Source organism: Streptomyces sp. NBC_00158 (genome assembly GCF_045160885.1).
Taxonomy (GTDB): domain Bacteria; phylum Actinomycetota; class Actinomycetes; order Streptomycetales; family Streptomycetaceae; genus Streptomyces.
Genome location: NZ_CP108163.1, coordinates 64,927 through 81,862 on the forward strand (window position 1 = coordinate 64,927; position 16,936 = coordinate 81,862).

The 16,936-nt window shown below is 71.2% G+C and carries 16 protein-coding genes; 7 read left to right on the plus strand and 9 right to left on the minus strand.

Annotated features, from left to right (window positions below):
- Positions 1–10: 10 nt before the first annotated feature.
- The 6 genes from OG553_RS37785 to OG553_RS37810 form a co-directional block, all read right to left on the minus strand.
- Entirely contained in the window at positions 11–1,231 is a 1,221-nt protein-coding gene (locus OG553_RS37785; protein WP_331719199.1) for a ketosynthase chain-length factor, read from the minus strand.
- Positions 1,228–2,496 (minus strand): beta-ketoacyl-[acyl-carrier-protein] synthase family protein, encoded by a 1,269-nt coding sequence (locus tag OG553_RS37790; protein WP_331719200.1) that lies wholly within the window; start codon positions 2,494–2,496, stop codon positions 1,228–1,230. Before OG553_RS37790 ends, OG553_RS37785 begins: the two co-directional genes overlap by 4 nt.
- Before the next feature lie 38 nt (positions 2,497–2,534).
- Complete coding sequence (gene fabG, locus OG553_RS37795; RefSeq protein ID WP_331719201.1) at positions 2,535–3,326, minus strand: 3-oxoacyl-ACP reductase FabG; 792 nt, start codon at positions 3,324–3,326, stop codon at positions 2,535–2,537.
- A 91-nt stretch (positions 3,327–3,417) separates the two neighbouring features.
- Positions 3,418–4,335, minus strand: coding sequence for an MBL fold metallo-hydrolase (locus OG553_RS37800; protein ID WP_331719202.1), 918 nt, complete (start codon positions 4,333–4,335; stop codon positions 3,418–3,420).
- The gene (locus tag OG553_RS37805; RefSeq protein WP_331719203.1) at positions 4,332–5,351 is read right to left on the minus strand and encodes an LLM class flavin-dependent oxidoreductase; all 1,020 of its coding nucleotides are present in this window, start codon (positions 5,349–5,351) and stop codon (positions 4,332–4,334) included. The genes OG553_RS37800 and OG553_RS37805 overlap by 4 nt, the downstream gene beginning before the upstream one ends.
- A 10-nt stretch (positions 5,352–5,361) precedes the next feature.
- Entirely contained in the window at positions 5,362–6,114 is a 753-nt protein-coding gene (locus OG553_RS37810) for an SDR family NAD(P)-dependent oxidoreductase (RefSeq protein ID WP_405983268.1), read from the minus strand.
- A 326-nt stretch (positions 6,115–6,440) separates the two neighbouring features.
- Here OG553_RS37810 and OG553_RS37815 point away from each other — a divergent pair, with 326 nt between their 5' ends.
- The 3 genes from OG553_RS37815 to OG553_RS37825 all read left to right on the plus strand — a co-directional run bounded on the left by OG553_RS37815 (position 6,441) and on the right by OG553_RS37825 (position 9,896).
- The gene (locus OG553_RS37815) at positions 6,441–7,688 is read left to right on the plus strand and encodes an MFS transporter (protein WP_331719205.1); all 1,248 of its coding nucleotides are present in this window, start codon (positions 6,441–6,443) and stop codon (positions 7,686–7,688) included.
- A gap of 58 nt (positions 7,689–7,746) precedes the next feature.
- On the plus strand, positions 7,747–8,910 hold the full coding sequence (locus tag OG553_RS37820) for a glycosyltransferase (RefSeq protein WP_331719206.1): 1,164 nt from the start codon (positions 7,747–7,749) through the stop codon (positions 8,908–8,910).
- Between the two features lie 74 nt (positions 8,911–8,984).
- A complete protein-coding gene (locus tag OG553_RS37825) occupies positions 8,985–9,896 on the plus strand; it encodes an NADP-dependent oxidoreductase (protein WP_331719207.1) in 912 nt (303 codons plus the stop codon).
- A gap of 78 nt (positions 9,897–9,974) precedes the next feature.
- On the opposite strand, the gene OG553_RS37830 is transcribed toward OG553_RS37825, so the two are convergent.
- Positions 9,975–10,631 carry a DsbA family oxidoreductase gene (locus OG553_RS37830; protein WP_331719208.1) on the minus strand — a complete coding sequence of 219 codons (657 nt, stop codon included), beginning with the start codon at positions 10,629–10,631 and terminating at the stop codon, positions 9,975–9,977.
- A gap of 194 nt (positions 10,632–10,825) precedes the next feature.
- Here OG553_RS37830 and OG553_RS37835 point away from each other — a divergent pair, with 194 nt between their 5' ends.
- The 3 genes from OG553_RS37835 (at position 10,826) to OG553_RS37845 (ending at position 13,436) form a co-directional block, all read left to right on the plus strand.
- Positions 10,826–11,467: a hypothetical protein gene (locus tag OG553_RS37835; protein WP_331719209.1), complete on the plus strand. Its 642-nt coding sequence runs from the start codon at positions 10,826–10,828 to the stop codon at positions 11,465–11,467.
- A gap of 217 nt (positions 11,468–11,684) precedes the next feature.
- The gene (locus OG553_RS37840; protein ID WP_331719210.1) at positions 11,685–12,869 is read left to right on the plus strand and encodes a DegT/DnrJ/EryC1/StrS family aminotransferase; all 1,185 of its coding nucleotides are present in this window, start codon (positions 11,685–11,687) and stop codon (positions 12,867–12,869) included.
- Between the two features lie 48 nt (positions 12,870–12,917).
- Positions 12,918–13,436, plus strand: coding sequence for a flavin reductase family protein (locus tag OG553_RS37845; protein ID WP_331719211.1), 519 nt, complete (start codon positions 12,918–12,920; stop codon positions 13,434–13,436).
- A 100-nt stretch (positions 13,437–13,536) separates the two neighbouring features.
- On the opposite strand, the gene OG553_RS37850 is transcribed toward OG553_RS37845, so the two are convergent.
- Both OG553_RS37850 and OG553_RS37855 read right to left on the minus strand, forming a co-directional pair.
- A complete protein-coding gene (locus OG553_RS37850) occupies positions 13,537–14,757 on the minus strand; it encodes a ketosynthase chain-length factor (protein ID WP_331719212.1) in 1,221 nt (406 codons plus the stop codon).
- Positions 14,754–16,022, minus strand: coding sequence for a beta-ketoacyl-[acyl-carrier-protein] synthase family protein (locus tag OG553_RS37855; RefSeq protein ID WP_331719213.1), 1,269 nt, complete (start codon positions 16,020–16,022; stop codon positions 14,754–14,756). Before OG553_RS37855 ends, OG553_RS37850 begins: the two co-directional genes overlap by 4 nt.
- A gap of 579 nt (positions 16,023–16,601) precedes the next feature.
- Here OG553_RS37855 and OG553_RS37860 point away from each other — a divergent pair.
- A complete protein-coding gene (locus tag OG553_RS37860) occupies positions 16,602–16,934 on the plus strand; it encodes a TcmI family type II polyketide cyclase (protein WP_331719214.1) in 333 nt (110 codons plus the stop codon).
- The last annotated feature ends 2 nt before the right edge of the window (positions 16,935–16,936 follow it).

Genomic DNA, 16,936 nt, shown 5'->3' on the forward strand with positions numbered 1-16,936 from the left:
GCGGAGGTGCTCAGCTGTCGAAGGCCGTCAGGACGACGGCGGAGTTGAAGCCGTGCCGGCCGCGGGCGAGGACCAGCGCGTGGCGCAGGGGCAGTTCCCGGGCCTCGTCGCGGACCAGGTCGATGCCGTACGCCTCCGGCGGCCCGGACAGGCCGTGCGTGGGCGGGACCACCCCGTCGCGGATGGCCAGCAGTGCCGTGGCGACGTCCAGCGGGCCGCCGCCGCCGTAGAGGCGCCCGGTGAGCGCCTTGGGCACGGTGACCGGGACCCCGCGCGCGCCGAACAGCGCGGTGATGGCCTCGGCCTCGGCGGCGTCCAGGTGCGGTACGCCCGCCCCGTCGGCGAACACGACGTCGATGTCGGCCGGGGTGAGCCCGGCGTCCGCGATGGCCGACCGGGCCGTCCGGCCCAGCGCCGGGCCGCGGTCCGAGCCGGGGGCCGGGTCGAAGCCGGCCGCGTAGCCGGTCAGTTCGCCGTAGATCTGCCGTGCGCCGCGGGCCCGGGCGTTGTCCGCGTCCTCGACGACGAGCATCGCGCCGCCCTCGCCGGGGACGTACCCGGAGGCCGCCGCGTCGAAGGGCAGGTAGCCGCGCGCGGGGTCGCCCTCCCGGGTGACCAGGCCGCCGGCCAGCTGGGAGACGTACCCCCACGGGTCGAAGGCGGAGTCGACGCCGCCCGCGACGACCAGCGGCGTGCCGCCCCGGACGGTGCGCCGGGCGTGGCCGAGCGCGTCGAGGCCCGCGGCCTGCTCGCCGACGAGCGCGGCGCTGGGGCCGCGCATCTTGTGGCGGATGGAGATCTGGCCGGTGTTGACCGCGTAGAACCAGGCGAAGGACTCGTAGACCGAGACGTACGCCGGGCCCTGGTTCCAGAGGTTGCGGAACTCGCGGTGGGTGAAGTCGAAACCGCCGAGGGCGTTGGAGGTGACCACGCCCATCTGGTAGTCGGTCAGGTCGCCGATCTCGACGCCCGCGTCGTCGAACGCCCAGTCGGCGGCCGCGAGGCCGAGCCGGGTGGAGCGGTCGGTCTGCGGGAGCAGCCGGCTCGGGATGTGCTCGGCGTCCACGAAGTCGTCGATCTGGCCCGCCAGCGCGGCCGGGTAGCCGGAGGCGTCGAAACCGGTGACCGGGGCGATCCCCGTGCTGCCGGCCAGGACGGACTTCCAGTGGTTCTCGTGCCCCAGGCCGTTGGGGGCGGCGACCCCCAGGCCGGTGATCACCGTGCGCGTCATCGGCTGGCTCCTTCGGGGGCGCGGAGGATCATTGCGCTTTGGAATCCGCCGAATCCGCTGCCGACGGTGAGGACGGTGTTGGTTTTGTGTCCTCGGGCGGTGTTGGGGACGTAGTCGAGGTCGCATTCGGGGTCGGGGGTGGTGAGGTTCGCGGTGGGGGGCACGATGTTGTGCTTGATGGCGAGGGCGCTCGCGGCGATCTCGATGGAGCCGATGGCGCCGAGGGAGTGGCCGATCATGGATTTGATGCTGCTGACGGGGATGTCGTAGGCGTGGTTGCCGAGGGCTCGTTTGAAGGCGGCGGTTTCGTGGCGGTCGTTTTGTTTGGTGCCGGAGCCGTGGGCGTTGATGTAGTCGACCTGGGTGGGGTCGATGCGTGATTCGTTGAGTGCCGCGCGGATGGCTTCTGCCATTTCGCGGCCGTCTTTTTTGAGGCCGGTCATGTGGTAGGCGTTGCAGCGGGTGGCGTAGCCGGTGATTTCGGCGTAGATGTCGGCGCCGCGTGCCTTGGCCGTTTCGTATTCCTCGAGGACGAACATGGCGCTGCCTTCGGCGAGGACGAAGCCGTTGCGGGTGGCGTCGAAGGGGCGGGAGGCGTGGGCGGGGTCGTCGTTGCGTGAGGTGGTTGCTTTGATGGCGTCGAAGCAGGCGAGGACGATGGGGGAGATGGGGGTGTCGGAGGCGCCGGTGATCATGATGTCGGCGGTGCCTTCGCGGATGAGCTGTGTGGCGTAGCCGACGGCGTCGAGGCCCGAGGTGCAGCCGTCGGAGACCATGGTGACGGGGCCTTCGGCGCCGGCTGCCCAGGCGACTTCGGCGGGTATGGCTCCGGGGGTGAGGTAGTCGAACATGTGGGGGGAGAGGTAGTCGGGGTCGACGGTCCATTGGCGGCCGCGGTCCGACATGACGAGGTATTCGTTTTCGAGGCTGGTGGCGGCGGCGACGGCGCTGCCGAGGGTGACGCCGATGCGGTGGGGGTCGATGCCGCTGAATTCGAGTCCGCTGTCGGTGACGGCTTCGCGGGTGCTGGCGACGGCGAACTGGGTGGAGCGGTCCATGCGGCGGATCTCGCGTGGGGTGAGGCCTTCTGCTCGGGGGTCGAAGTCGGCTTCGCCGGCGACCTGGGAGCGGAAGCCTGAGGCGTCGAAGAACGAGATCTTCCTGGTGGCGGTGCGTCCTGCGGTGAGCAGGCCCCAGAACTCCTTCTGGCCGATCCCGCCCGGCGTCCGCACACCGATGCCGGTTATCACTACTCGCCTGCTCATCGCTGGCTCTCCTTCGTCTTGCGCGTTCCGGCGGCGGATCAGTAGTTGCCCAGGCCACCGCAGACGTTGAGCGCCTGCGCGGTGACCGAGCCGGCCGCGTCGTCGGCCAGGTAGCCGACCATCGCGGCGACCTCCTCGACCTCCACGTAGCGGCCGATCGGCACACGGGTGGTGACCCGGTTGTGGGCCTCTTCCTCCGTGACGTCCCAGATCTGCGCGTAGTGCTTGCGGACCCGCTCGGCCATGGGCGTCTCGACGAAGCCGGGGCAGACGGCGTTGGCGGTGATGCCGGTCTTGGCCAGGTCCAGGCCCAGCGCCTTGGTGAAGCCGACCACGCCGTGCTTGGACGCGGAGTACGGGGCGGCGGTCACCGCGCCCTGCTTACCGGCGGTGGAGGCGATGTTGATGATGCGGCCCCAGCTCTTGTCGCGCATGCCGCCGGCGGACAGCACCTCGCGGGTCACCAGGAAGACGCTGTTCAGGTTGGTGTTGATGACGTCGTACCAGAGCTCGTCGGTCATCTCGGAGACGTCGCCGCCGCCGTTGCGGCCGGCGTTGTTGACCAGGATGTCGACGGTGCCGAAGCGCTCGACGGCCGCCGCGACGAACCGCTTGACGTCCTCGCGGTCGGTCACGTCACACGTGGTGCCGTCCACGTCGAGGCCCTCGTCCTGGAGCTGCTTGACCGTGTCGGCCAGCCGGTCGGCGTCGCGGGCGCAGAGGAAGACGCGGGCGCCTCCCCGGGCCAGGTGGGCGGCCACGGCCAGGCCGATTCCGCTCGTCGCTCCGGTCACCAGTGCGGTGCGGCGGTCCTGTGACTGCGAGACCATGTCTCGTTCCTCCGTCTTTCGTGATGGCTGCGTCTGCGGGCGGGCGTGCCCGCGAGGGGGGTGGGGAAGGGGGTGTCGTACGGGGCGCCGCTCAGGCGTGGCAGACCGGGACCCGGCCGTGGAAGGCGACCATGTCGGAGAACATCTCCCCGATGTCCAGGCGGGCTCCGGGCTCCGCCCCGCGGAGCTCCGCGTAGGCCCGGTGGAGGTTGGGCACCAGCCGCTCGGAGTCGAGCAGCTCAGCCCATTCGCCGAGGTCGGTCTCGCGCGCGGCCTCCAGCGGGGACAGCCCGGCGGCGGCGGTGTCGCGGGCCGTGTCCTGGAGCCAGCGGAAGTAGCGTTCGGCGGTGTCGAGCAGTTCCGGCCCGGCGACCGGGCCGTGTCCGGCGACGATGGTCCGCGGCCCGAGGGCCCGCATCGCCGCGACCGCTTCGAGGGAGCCGGAGATCGACCCCATCAGGCAGAACGGGGTCGCCCCCGACATCAGCAGGTCGCCGGCGAACAGCACGCGCTGCTCGGGCAGCCACACGACCGTGTCCACGGCCGTGTGGGCGGGGCCGAGCGCGATCAGGTCCACCTGTGCCGTGCCGGTGTGCAGGCGCAGCCCGTCGCGGAAGGTCAGCCCGGGGAGCTCCACCGACAGGTCGCCCCAGCACACCTCGGGCCAGAGCGTCGTCAGGTGCAGGCCCACGGTCTCCATCTCGACGCCCGTGGTCTCGTGGGCGACCACCACGGCCCGGTCGGTGAACAGGGAGTTGCCGAAGGTGTGGTCACCGTGCGAGTGCGTGTTGACGACGAACCGGGGCGCCGGGCCGACCGCGGCGACGGCCCGCTTCAGGGCCAGGGCGCGGTCGTGCGTGGCGGCGGTGTCGATCAGCACGGGCCGGTCGTCCGAGGTGATGTACCCGGCGTTGTTCAGGCACCAGCCCCCGTCGGGCTGGACGTACGCGAACACGCCGTCCGCGATCTCGTCCAGGCGCGGGGAGGCGGTGGAGGGGCTCGACGTCACCGTGCGGCCGCCTTCGCACACGTCTCCAGGATCCGCAGCCGGCCTTCGAGGGTGGTGGCGGCGGCGGACACCATGATGCTGAGGGTGGTCACGCCCGCCTCCGCGTAGTCCTTCATGCGCCCGGCGATGCGGTCCTCGTCGCCGACGAGGGCGGTCATGGCGATGAACTCGGTGGGTACGGCGGCCGCGGCACCGGCCTGGTCGCCGGCGGCCAGCCGCTCGTGCATCCGCTCCACGCCCTCGTCGAAGCCGAAGCCCCGGGCGAGCCGGCAGTAGAAGTTGGTCTCCGGGTCGCCGATGCCCATCAGGTAGCGGTACTGGCCGCGGAGCTGGTCGGCCGCCTCCTCCACCGTGTCGGCGACGGCGGTGGGCAGGGACGGGATCACCTCGAAGCCGTCGAGCGACAGCCCGCGCGCGGCGCGGCCGCGCGCGATCTCGGCCACGGCCTCGCGCACCCCGTCGGGGGAGGTGAAGACGCCGATCCAGCCGTCCGCGATCTCGCCGGCCAGGCGCAGGTTGCGGGGGCCCACCGCGCCCAGGTAGACGGGCAGGTCGGCCCGGTACCCCTCGGCGTAGAGGTGGAGCGGCGCCGCCGCGCGGTCCGCGAGCGGCAGCGTGAAGTGCTCGCCCCGATAGGTCACCGGGCCGCCGCGCAGCGCGGCGCGGACGATCTCGACGTACTCCCGGGTCCGGCCGAGCGGCCGGTCGAACGGCACGCCGTACCAGCCTTCGGAGACGTCGGGGTTGGACAGCCCGAGTCCGAGCCGGAACCGGCCCCCGGACAGGGCGTCGAGGGTGGCGGCGGTCAGCGCCGCCGCGGCCGGCGGGCGGGCGGGGATCTGCATGACCGCCGAGCCCAGGCCGATCCGCCGGGTGCGGCCGGCCACCAGGCCGAGCACGCTCACGGCGTCGTTGCGGTAGCCCTCCGGAGCAAGTGCCAGGTCGTACCCCAGCTCCTCCGCGGCCTCGGCCAGGGGGACGGCCTCACGCGCGAGGAGGTTGACTGCGAGCTTCATGCACTGCCTTTCAGATGAGTCGGGCTCCGCCGTCGACGGGGATGACCGCACCGGTCATGTGCTCGATGCGCAGGACGGCCAGGACGGCCTCGGCCACCTCGGCGCTGGTGCCGACCCGGCGCAGCGGGGTGCTCTGCCGCACCTTCTCGGCGATCTGCTGGAAGAAGGGGCTGTCCTGGGTCCAGGGGGTCTCGGTGAGCGCCGGGGCCACGGAGTTGACCCGGATGCCGGGGCCGAGCGCGGCGGCCAGCAGCCGCGTCATGTGGTCGAGGGCGGCCTTGCTCACGGCGTAGGGGATCGAGCTGCCGACGGGCCGGCTGCCGGCGACGGAGGAGATGTTGACGATGTTCCCGGGGCCCGCGCCGTTCTCCGCCCCCTTCGCCAGGTAGGGGGCGGCCGCCGCGCTCACCTGCCAGGTGCCGATGACGTTGACGCCGAGGATGGTGCGCCACAGTTCGGGGGTCACGGCCGCGATGTCGGCGTGCGGGACGACCTTGGTCGTACCGGCGCTGTTGACCAGGACGTCGAGGCGCCCGTAGCGCTCCACGGCCGCGTCGACCAGCTGCCGGGCCTCGCCCTCGTCGGAGATGTCGGCCCGTACGTAGACGGCGTCCGGGAGGGAACGGGCGAACGCCTCGCCCTGCTCCGCGGAACGCGCCGAGTTGACGACGATACGGAATCCCTCGGCGGAAAGGCGTTCGGCGATTGCCGCACCGATTCCCGACGAAGAACCGGTAATCAGCGCGACCCGCTGTTCCGTCACGAAATCCCCCTCGCAGTCATGGCCTGTCTCGGCCCGAATGTCGATATCGGAACTCATGTCCGGCCTGCACGCAACCCGAGTTGACGACGAATTGTCAATCCGGCGAGGGTAGTTGGGGTGGATCTTTCACTGAGCTTGAAAACCCCTCCAGCCCGAGCGGGGTTCGAGCGGTCCTCGACCGCCGCTGTTCACGATCGAGATTTGGGCCGTCGGCTCGTGGCCGTACGCACGGCGGCGCTCGCGGGGGGCGGCCTTGACCTCAAGTGCGCTTCAGCCTGAAGCATGGAGGCACTGCTCCGAACCCCCTGAACTCCGGAGGTCCCGCCTTGGACACCACCACGTCCACGCCGTTCCCCAGCGCGGGCCGTCGCAACATGACGCTCTCCGCGCTCCTCCTCGCGTCCACCCTCACCGTGATGGCCGGCACCGTGCTCGCCCCCGTCGTGGCCACCATCCGCACCGACCTGGGCGTCAGCGGCACCGCCGCCGGCCTGATCCTCACCGCCCACGGCCTCTCACTGGCGATCACCAGCCCCTTCGTCGGCTGGGCGATCGACCGCTGGGGCCTGCGCACCCCGATGATCGCCGGGCTGGTGCTCTACGGGATCGCGGGCGGAGCCGGCCTGTTCGCCGACTCGTACGCGATGCTGATCGCCAGCCGCTTCGTGTTCGGCATCGGCGCCGCCGCGGTGTTCACCGGCACGACGGTGGCGCTGATGGCGCTCTTCGAGGGCCCGGAGCGCGACCGGATCGCGGGCTGGCGCTCCACCGCGATCGGGCTCGGGGGCGTGGTCTGGCCGCTGATCGCGGGCGTGCTCGCGGTCTGGTCCTGGCACGGCCCGTTCGCCATCTACCTCGTCGGCATCCCCGTCGGCCTCGCGATGCTGTTCGCCATGCCCCGCGTCCCCGCGGCCGGCCCCGCCAAGGGCGGCGGCGGCACCATGTCCCTGCTCCGGACCACCCCCCGGCTGCTGGGCATGTACGCCCTCTCCCTGATCTCCTCCTTCCTGCTCTACGTCCTGATCGTCTTCCTGCCGCAGCGGTTCGACCAGATCGGCGTGGAGGACCCGGTCGTCATCGCGGCGATCACGGCGAGCCTCTCGCTGGCGGGCAGCGGCTCCGGCTTCTTCTACGGGCGGCTGCGCGCCGCCATGGGCTACGTGGCCCTGCTGCGCTGCGCGCTCGTCCTGTGGGGCCTGGCCTTCGTCGTGGGCGCCTCGATGAGCCACGCCGTACCCCTCGCCCTGGCGGCCGTCCTCTTCGGCGCCGGCAGCGGCATCTCCGTACCGGCCCTGGCCATGTGGATCGGCGAGACCGCGCCCGCCGCGATGCGCGGCCGGGCCATGGCGCTCTCCGGCACCGCCAACTTCGCCGGGCAGTTCGCGGCGCCGGTGGTGGTCGGCCCCCTGGTCGGAGCCACCTCCATCACCGTCGGCTTCGTCGCCGCCGGAGCCCTGTGCGCCCTGGTGCTGCTCGTCCTGCTGTTCCTGAAGCCCGGAGCGGCGCGGCAGGCGCAGCCGGTCGCCGCGCCGCAGCCGCAGCGGACGGCGCCGTCCGGCGGCCCGGCCGCCTGAGGCCGTTCTCGAACGGCACTTGAGCCGGACTCCACATCCGCTGCCAACGATCTGACATATGAGAATCCTTTTCGTAGCCGGAGGGACCTCCGGAGTCATCTTCTCGATCATCCCGCTCGCCCAGGCCGCCCGGAACGCCGGTCATGAAGTCTTCATGGCAGGACCCGAAGACATCATGCCGATCGTCACCCGCGCCGGAATTCCCGCCGTACCGGTCACCAAGACCTCGATGATGGACACGCTGCTGGACGACGACGGCAAGCGCATTCCCATTCCGACCGACCTCCACGAGCGATTCCTTTTCAACGGCAGGTGCTTCGGCCGGTACGCGGCCAATTGCCTGGAGGGCCTCGTCCCCCTGGTCGACCGCTGGCGGCCCGACATCGTCGTCGGCGGGGCCCTCGCCTTCGCCGCACCCCTCATCGCCGCCTACGCCGGAGTGCCCTACGTCAAGCACGCCGTCGACATGGGCGAGCCCCGCACCATCGACCTGGCCGCCGCGGCGGAGCTCGGGTTCTCCCTGGAGCGCCTCGGCCTCTACGACATGCCGCGCTTCGACCTCTTCGTCGACACCTGCCCGCCCAGCCTGCGGGTGTGGGACGCGCCCCCGGCCCAGCCCATGCGCTACATCCCCTACACCACCCCGAAGCCGGTGGAACCGTGGATGTACACCAAGGGCGACCGGCCCCGGGTACTGGTGACGGCGGGCAGCCGCATCACCCCCGACTACTACCTCGACGTCCTCGCCGCCCTCGTGAAGAAGGTGCAGGGCCTGGACGTCGAACTCCTCGTCGGCGCGCCCGACGACATGGCCGCCAAGCTGGGCCCCCTGCCCGACAACGTGCGGGCCGGCTGGCTGCCGCTGGACGTGCTCGCGCCGACCTGCGACGTCGTCGTCAACCACGCGGGCGGCAACACCGTCCTGGGCAGCATGGCGCACGGCGTGCCGCAGGTCCTCATCCCGTACCTGCCCTACGTCGTCGACTACACCGAGCGCCTGACGGAGTTCGGCGCCTCCAAGATGATCCGCCCCGGGGACGACACCGCGGAGAACATCACCGACGCCGTACAGGACATCCTCGCCACGCCCTCGTACCGCGAGCGCGCGGAGGTGCTGCGCCAGGAGATGTCACGGATGCCGACCCCGGCGGACGTGGTGCGCGTCCTGGAGGAGCAGGCAGCACGGGGCCGTACCGAGCCGGCGGCCCCGGCCCGCCCCTGAGGGCGGTGGCACCCATCGCAACCGAGCTCGAAACGAAAGACGGGGCAGCAGCCCCACGAACGAAAGGCACACCCATGAAGGCAGCGGCGATCAACTCCTTCGGCGGACCGGAAGTCGTCGAACTGCTGGAGGTCGAGACCCCCGTGGCCGGACCCGGCCAGGTCCGGGTGAAGGTCGAGGCGGCCGGCATCCAGGCGTCGGACTGCTCGGTGCGCGGCGGCTGGGCCCCGCCCGGCCAGACCCTGGCGTTCCCGCAGAAGATCGGCAACGAGTTCGCCGGCGTGGTCGACCAGGTCGGCGAGGGCGCCGAGGGCTTCGAGGTCGGCAGCGAGGTCCTCGGCTGGGCCCTGCTCGCCTGCCACGCCGAGTACCTCGTCGTACCCGTGGACCAGATCGTGGCCAAGCCCGCGGACATGCCGTGGGACGTCGCCGGCGTGTTCTCGGCCTCCGGGCAGACCGCCCACACCGCCCTGGAGAAGCTGAAGGTCGGCCCCGGGGACACCCTGCTGATCCACGCGGCGGCCGGCGGCGTCGGCACCGTCGCGGTGCAGCTCGCCCGTGCCTACGGGGCGAAGGTCATCGGAACGGCCAGCCCCCGCAACCACGACTACCTGCGCGAGCTGGGGGCCGAACCCGTCGCCTACGGCGAGGGCCTCGCCGACCGGGTACGCGCACTCGCCCCGCAGGGCGTCACAGTCATCCTCGACGGCGCGGGCGGCGAGGCGCTCGACGTCTCCGTCGAACTGCTGGAGGACCGGGAGCGGATCGGCACCCTGGTCGGCTTCGACCGGATCGAGGAGCTGGGCGTCCTCCCGCTCTTCAGCCAGCGCTCCACCGACCGGCTGCGGGCCCTGACCGACCTGTACGAGCAGGGCGGGCTGCGCATCGAGATCGCCCGGACCTACTCGCTGGAGCAGGCCGCCGACGCGCACCGCGAGGTCGAGACCCGGCACGTGCGCGGCAAGCTCGTCATCCTCCCGGGCTGACGCACGGCCGCGCGGGCGGCGGACCCCGGAGGTCCGCCGCCCGCGCACGTACGCCGCGCCCCCTGCGGGCGGTCGCCGTCAGCGGCTGCCCGCGGCGGCGGTGGCGCGCTGCCACTCCTGCTCCAGCACGGCCAGCATGGCGTCCGACTCCACTCCGCCGTGCACCACCTCGCGCCCGTCCACGACGAACGACGGCACGGAGGTCACCCCGATCCGGGACGCCCGCTCCTCGTCCTCGCGCACCTCGGCCGTGAAGGCGTCACCGCCGAGAACCCGCTCCACGGTCTCCGCCGGCAGGCCCGCGTCCGCGGCGAGCTCCCGCAGCACCCCGTGGTCGGCTATGTTCCGCAGGTCCGAGTGGTAGGCGAGCAGGATCCGCTCCTTCATCGCGTCCACCAGGCCGTGTTCCGCCGCGGCGTGCATCAGTCGGTGGGCGTCGAAGGAGTTCACCGGCCGGTACTCGGCCGGCCGCAGCCGGATGCCCTCCTGCTCGCCCAGGCCGGCGATCCAGCCGAAGATCTGGTCCAGCTCCTCCTGTGAGTGGCCGTCACGGCGCATCATCACCTCCAGCGGGTCACCCGGAACCGTCGGCTGGTGCTTGCGCAGTTCGAACGAGCGCCACACGGTCCTGACCTGATCCGCGTGCTCGAACCGAGCCAGGGCGGCCTCCCAGCGCCGCTTCCCGAGGTAGCACCACGGACACACCACATCGGACCAGATCTCCACGGTCAGCACGAATCATTCCCCTGTTCTTGGAATCCGGACAATAAGTGGATTCTGCAACCTCAACCGCAGTTGACGTCAAGGACTTCCGGTGGGGGCCGTCCACTGGCCGAAAAAGGTGGATCGGAATTCGAGTCGGCTTTGAGGGAGCTGGCTGAAACTGACGGTGCTTTGCCGCACCACCCCACCCACAAGGAGATTTTTCGTTGCGTACCTCGCGTGCCCTCAAGCGCTCCCTGGCCGTCGCCGCGGTCGTCGCCTCCACGGCGGTCGCATTCTCCGGCAGCGCCGTTGCGGCCACGACTGCCACGACCACCAGCAATGTCCCGCTGCTTTGCCCGGTCGAATACCAGGGCCAGACCTACGTCCTGAACTACGCGCGTGACTACACGGTCACCGCGCCGGCCAACGTGGGCCGCAACTCGGTCTTCACCGTCTCCTTCGACCCGGCGCCGATCAACCCGCGCACCGAGTTCAACACCAAGGTCTGGGACGTCAAGTTCGTCTACAACCTCCCGGCCGGCGCCAAGGTGCTCGGCTACTCGCTGGTCGGCGGTTCCAACCTCGGAAACTCCAAGCAGACCGTCGAATTCGAGCCGGGCCGCGCCATCGTCAAGGCGACCGGACCCTTCAAGGCCGGCGAGGACGCCGACGTGCCCACCCTGAAGGTCGCCCTGCGCGCCCCGTCGACCCCGGGCGAGGTCACCACCTCGATCGCCGGCACCAGCGCCGCCGACCCCGGCTTCCGCTGGACCGCCGAGGACCCGACCACCTTCGAGGTCGGCACGCTCCCCTGCTACCCGGACCCCGCCAAGCCGGTCGCGCTCTCGAAGACCCAGGTCCGCTGAGGCGGCACACCGCCTCCGGCCGACCCGCCGGCCACCTGGAAGTGCCCTCCGGGCCCGGACAGGACGAACCTCGCGCAGAGGTACGTCCGGTCCGGCCGGAGGGCACTTTCCGCATGTGGGGGGCCCGCCGCGCACAGCGCGGTGCCACCGGAACTTGATCGAACGTCGAGCAGGTGTCCGCAAGCTCTCAGTGACACTCGACGTGAGAGGCAGCACCATGATCAATCTTTTCCAGCCCCAGGTCGGCGCCGAGGAGCTCGAAGCGGTCTCCGAGGTCTTCCAGGACCGCTGGCTCGGACACGGCCCCAGGACGAAGGCCTTCGAGGCGGCCTTCGCCGAACACCTCGGTGTCGCCCCGGAACACGTCGTCTTCATCAACTCGGCCACCTCGGGCCTGTTCCTCGCCGCCGAGGCCCTCGACCTCCAGGAGGGCGACGAGGTCGTCCTGCCCTCCCTGAGCTTCCTCGCCGCGGCCAACGCCATCCTGGCCCACGGCGGCCGGCCGGTCTTCTGCGACGTGGACCCGCGCACGCTCAACGTCACCCTGGAGGACATCGAGGCCTCCCTCACCGAGCGGACCAAGGCCGTCGTCGTCCTCCACTACGGCGGCTACCCGGGCGACATCGTCCGCATCGCCGCACGCTGCCGCGAGCTCGGCATCACCCTGATCGAGGACGCCGCCTGCTCCGTCGCCTCCCGCGTCGACGGCCGGGCCGTCGGCACCTTCGGCGACGTCGCCATGTGGAGCTTCGACGCCATGAAGGTCCTCGTCACCGGCGACGGCGGCATGATCTACGTCAAGGACCCCGAGCAGGCCGCCCGCGTCCGCCGCCTCGCCTACCACGGTCTCGCCCAGTCCAGCGGCTTCGGGTACGCCAAGGTCTCCGCCCGCTGGTGGGAGCTGGACATCCCCGAGCCCGGCCGCCGCGTCATCGGCAACGACATGACCGCCGCCATAGGCTCCGTACAGCTGCGCCGGCTCCCCGAGATGGTCGCCCGCCGCAAGGAGATCGTCGAACTCTACGACCGGGAGCTCGCCTCCCTCGACGGCCTGCTGACCCCCGGGGCGCTGCCCGAAGGGCACGAGTCCACGTACTACTTCTACTGGGTGCAGATGGAGCCCGGCATCCGCGACCAGGTCGCCGGCGACCTGCTCGAGGACGACATCTACACCACCTTCCGCTACGCCCCCCTCCACAAGGTCCCCGCCTACGCCCCGCTCGACGGGCCGGCGCCCGAGCTGGCCGGCTCCGACTGGGCCTCCGACCGGACCCTGTGCCTGCCCCTGCACCCCGGCCTGTCCGACGCGGACGTGCTCACCGTCGTCGCCTCCCTGCGCAAGTCCCTGGAGCGGCGCAGCGCCGAGGCCCGCGAGGGCTCGCCCGCGGAGGCCGCCCGATGAGGCGGGCGGTGTCCGCCGCGCCCGTACGAACCTGAGCCAGGAGGACCCTTGCCCACCATCGACCCCGCCGAATTCGCCCGGACCATGGCACACGTGCCCACCCCGGTCACCGTCGTGACCACCGTGGACGCGGCCGGCCGGCGCCTGGGCTTCACGGCAGGCTCCTTCACCTCCCTGTCCCTCGACCCGCCGCTCGTGCTGGTCTGCCTGGCGAAGAAGGCGTCCTGCCACGAGGGCTTCGTCCGCAGCCGGAGGTTCCTCGTGAACGTCCTGGCCGCGGACCAGGCCGATGTGGCCGGGGCCTTCGCCCGCTCGGGGCACACGGGCCTGGACAAGTTCGCCGGCACCCCGATGGAACCGCTCGAACACGGTCTGCCCGGCCTGACCGATGCCACGGCCCGGATCGTGTGCGCCCTGCACGACGTGCTGGACGGCGGCGACCACAGCATCCTCGTGGGCCGCATGGAGTCCGCCGAGGTGAGCGGGGCCGAGCCGCTCGTCTACCACAACCGCCGGTTCGCCCGGCCCGGCGCGACCGCCGACCTGGTGGCGTCCGCCGCCCGCTGAGCGGCGCCCCGCCAACCCGGCCAAGCGTTAACGGCGTTAACGGTGCATCACCGTTAACGCCGTTAACGCTCTGTGGCTCCGGGAGTCCGCGGATCCGCGACTACGAGGCGTCCGGGCCGCTCACCACCACCGCGGAGTTGAAGCCGTGCCGGCCGCGGGCGAGGACCAGCGCGTGCCGGATCCGGGCCTCCCGGGGCCCGGTGCGCACCAGGTCGATGCCGTACTCGGCGGGCACCCCGCTGACCGTGGGGGTCGACGGGATCACCCCGTCGCGGATGGCCAGCAGTGCCGTGGCGACGTCCAGCGGGCCGCCGCCGCCGTAGAGGCGCCCGGTGAGCGCCTTGGGGACGGTCACCGGCACACCGCCCGGCCCGAACACCGAGCGGATCGCCCCGGCCTCGGCGGCGTCCAGCTCGGGGACGCCGGCACCGTCGGCGAAGACCACGTCGATGTCCCCGGGCTCCAGCCCGGCCTCGGCGAGCGCCGCCTCGACGGCCCGGCCGAGCGTCGGCGGACGGTCCGACCCGGGAGCCGGGTCGAAGGTCGACGCGTGCGCGGCGATCTCGCCGTACGGGCGTACGCCGCGGCGCGCGGCGCCGTCCGCGTCCTCGACGACGAGCATCGCGCCGCCCTCGCCGGGGACGTACCCGGAGGCCTCGGTGCCGAAGGGCTGGTAGGCACGGGCCGGGTCGCTCTCCCGGGTGACCAGGCCGCCGGCCAGCTGGGAGACGTAGCCCCACGGGTCGAAGGCGGAGTCCACCCCGCCGGCCACGACGACGGGGGTGCCGCGCAGGACGGTGCGCCGGGCGTGGCCGAGCGCGTCGAGACCGCCCGCCTGCTCGCCGACCAGGGCGGCACTGGGGCCCCGCAGCTCGTGGCGGATGGAGACCTGGCCGGTGTTGACCGCGTAGAACCAGGCGAAGGACTCGTAGACGCTGACGAACTTCGAACCCTTGGTCCACAGGTTGGCGAACTCGTGGTGGGTGAAGGTGAAGCCGCCCAGCGCGTTCGAGGTCACCACGCCGATGTCGTAGTCCCGGACGGTGTCGTCGGGGACGCCGGCGTCGGTCAGCGCCCAGTCGGCGGCGACGAGCGCGAGCTGCGTCGAGCGGTCGGTCTGCGGGAGCAGCCGGCCCGGGAGGTGCTCGGCGGGGTCGAAGCCGGCTATCTGGCCGGCCAGGGTGGCCGGGTAGCCGGTGGTGTCGAAACCGGTGACCGGGGCGATGCCGGTGCTGCCGTCGAGCAGTGCCTTCCAATAGGCCTCCACACCCATTCCGTTGGGCGCCGTGACGGCGAGCCCGGTGATGACGGTCCTGGTCATGCCTTCGCTCCTTCGGGGGCGCGGAGGATCATTGCGCTCTGGAATCCGCCGAATCCGCTGCCGACGGTGAGGACGGTGTTGGTTTTGTGTCCTCGGGCGGTGTTGGGGACGTAGTCGAGGTCGCATTCGGGGTCGGGGGTGGTGAGGTTCGCGGTGGGGGGGACGATGTTGTGTTTGATGGCGAGGGCGCTGGCGGCGATTTCGATGGAGCCGATGGCGCCGAGGGAGTGGCCGATCATGGATTTGATGCTGCTGACGGGGATGTCGTAGGCGTGGTTGCCGAGGGCTCGTTTGAAGGCGGCGGTTTCGTGGCGGTCGTTTTGTTTGGTGCCGGAGCCGTGGGCGTTGATGTAGTCGACCTGGGTGGGGTCGATGCGTGATTCGTTGAGTGCCGCGCGGATGGCTTCTGCCATTTCGCGGCCGTCTTTTTTGAGGCCGGTCATGTGGTAGGCGTTGCAGCGGGTGGCGTAGCCGGTGATTTCGGCGTAGATGTCGGCGCCGCGTGCCTTGGCCGTTTCGTATTCCTCGAGGACGAACATGGCGCTGCCTTCGGCGAGGACGAAGCCGTTGCGGGTGGCGTCGAAGGGGCGGGAGGCGTGGGCGGGGTCGTCGTTGCGTGAGGTGGTTGCTTTGATGGCGTCGAAGCAGGCGAGGACGATGGGGGAGATGGGGGTGTCGGAGGCGCCGGTGATCATGATGTCGGCGGTGCCTTCGCGGATGAGCTGTGTGGCGTAGCCGACGGCGTCGAGGCCCGAGGTGCAGCCGTCGGAGACCATGGTGACGGGGCCTTCGGCGCCGGCTGCCCAGGCGACTTCGGCGGGTATGGCTCCGGGGGTGAGGTAGTCGAACATGTGGGGGGAGAGGTAGTCGGGGTCGACGGTCCATTGGCGGCCGCGGTCCGACATGACGAGGTATTCGTTTTCGAGGCTGGTGGCGGCGGCGACGGCGCTGCCGAGGGTGACGCCGATGCGGTGGGGGTCGATGCCGCTGAATTCGAGTCCGCTGTCGGTGACGGCTTCGCGGGTGCTGGCGACGGCGAACTGGGTGGAGCGGTCCATGCGGCGGATCTCGCGTGGGGTGAGGCCTTCTGCTCGGGGGTCGAAGTCGGCTTCGCCGGCGACCTGGGAGCGGAAGCCTGAGGCGTCGAAGAACGAGATCTTCCTGGTGGCGGTGCGTCCTGCGGTGAGCAGGCCCCAGAACTCCTTCTGGCCGATCCCGCCCGGCGTCCGCACACCGATGCCCGTGATGACCACTCGTCGGCTCATCGCGCGCGGCTCGTCCCGTAGGTGTTCGAGATGGACATCGAATCAAGTCCTTTCCGGCGCGGCCACGGAGGGACCGGCCCCTTACCACGGCAGTGGATGCACGTATTGATCCTTTGACGCTCCATTGCCTTTCTAGAGGCCCGCTCGAAGGCCCGTCGTGGGCCGGGGAAGGGTGCGGAGCGACAAGGGTGCTGGTCGGCCGCATGACAACGCTCGGCCGCATGACACCGTGCTGTGGCTCGCGCAGCGTCCGGTAGGGACCCGATGGAGCCCTTTTACCGGCATTTGACCTTTTCTTGGCCGTCGTCCGAGGCGCCGGACCGGGCCTTGTGGAACCTGACCTACTTCTGAACCCGACGGCATTGAACGGCCGCTCGCGTCCGAAGAACCTTGTAATCAAGATCCGGTGCGTTGTCCCCGGAGGCCGATTCAAGGATCCGGTGCGGGTGAGCGCCCCAGCCGGCGCGGCGCGCGGCGCGCTGCGGCGCGGAGGCCCGGCCCGTCGCACGACTCCCCCCCCCCGGGAACGCATGGCGCACGAGGCCCGCACCTCGCCCCCAGCCATGGAAAAGGAACCAGATGCAGCACAGCAACCTGATCGTCGCCCGGATGGACGGTATGTCGAGCGACCAAGTCGCGCGGCTCTTCGCCGAGTTCGACAGGACGGACATGCCGGAGCGCATGGGCACGCTGCGCCGGCGCCTGTTCACGTACCAGGGCCTCTACTTCCACCTCCAGGACTTCGCCGAGGACGACGGCGGCGAGCGCATCCAGGACGCCCGCACGGATCCGCGGTTCATGAAGATCAGCCAGGACCTGAAGCCGTTCATCCAGCCGTACGACCCGGAGACCTGGCGCACCCCGGCCGACGCGATGGCCACGCGCTTCTACGACTGGACGGCGTCCGAGTGATG

Bases quoted from the DNA above. Each gene is read 5' to 3' on its own strand.
- OG553_RS37785 (WP_331719199.1), bottom strand. From the start codon at position 1,231: ATGACGCGCACGGTGATCACCGGCCTGGGGGTCGCCGCCCCCAACGGC.
- OG553_RS37790 (WP_331719200.1), bottom strand. From the start codon at position 2,496: ATGAGCAGGCGAGTAGTGATAACCGGCATCGGTGTGCGGACGCCGGGC.
- fabG (WP_331719201.1), bottom strand. From the start codon at position 3,326: ATGGTCTCGCAGTCACAGGACCGCCGCACCGCACTGGTGACCGGAGCG.
- OG553_RS37805 (WP_331719203.1), bottom strand. From the start codon at position 5,351: ATGAAGCTCGCAGTCAACCTCCTCGCGCGTGAGGCCGTCCCCCTGGCC.
- OG553_RS37820 (WP_331719206.1), top strand. From the start codon at position 7,747: ATGAGAATCCTTTTCGTAGCCGGAGGGACCTCCGGAGTCATCTTCTCG.
- OG553_RS37825 (WP_331719207.1), top strand. From the start codon at position 8,985: ATGAAGGCAGCGGCGATCAACTCCTTCGGCGGACCGGAAGTCGTCGAA.
- OG553_RS37840 (WP_331719210.1), top strand. From the start codon at position 11,685: ATGATCAATCTTTTCCAGCCCCAGGTCGGCGCCGAGGAGCTCGAAGCG.
- OG553_RS37850 (WP_331719212.1), bottom strand. From the start codon at position 14,757: ATGACCAGGACCGTCATCACCGGGCTCGCCGTCACGGCGCCCAACGGA.
- OG553_RS37855 (WP_331719213.1), bottom strand. From the start codon at position 16,022: ATGAGCCGACGAGTGGTCATCACGGGCATCGGTGTGCGGACGCCGGGC.
- OG553_RS37860 (WP_331719214.1), top strand. From the start codon at position 16,602: ATGCAGCACAGCAACCTGATCGTCGCCCGGATGGACGGTATGTCGAGC.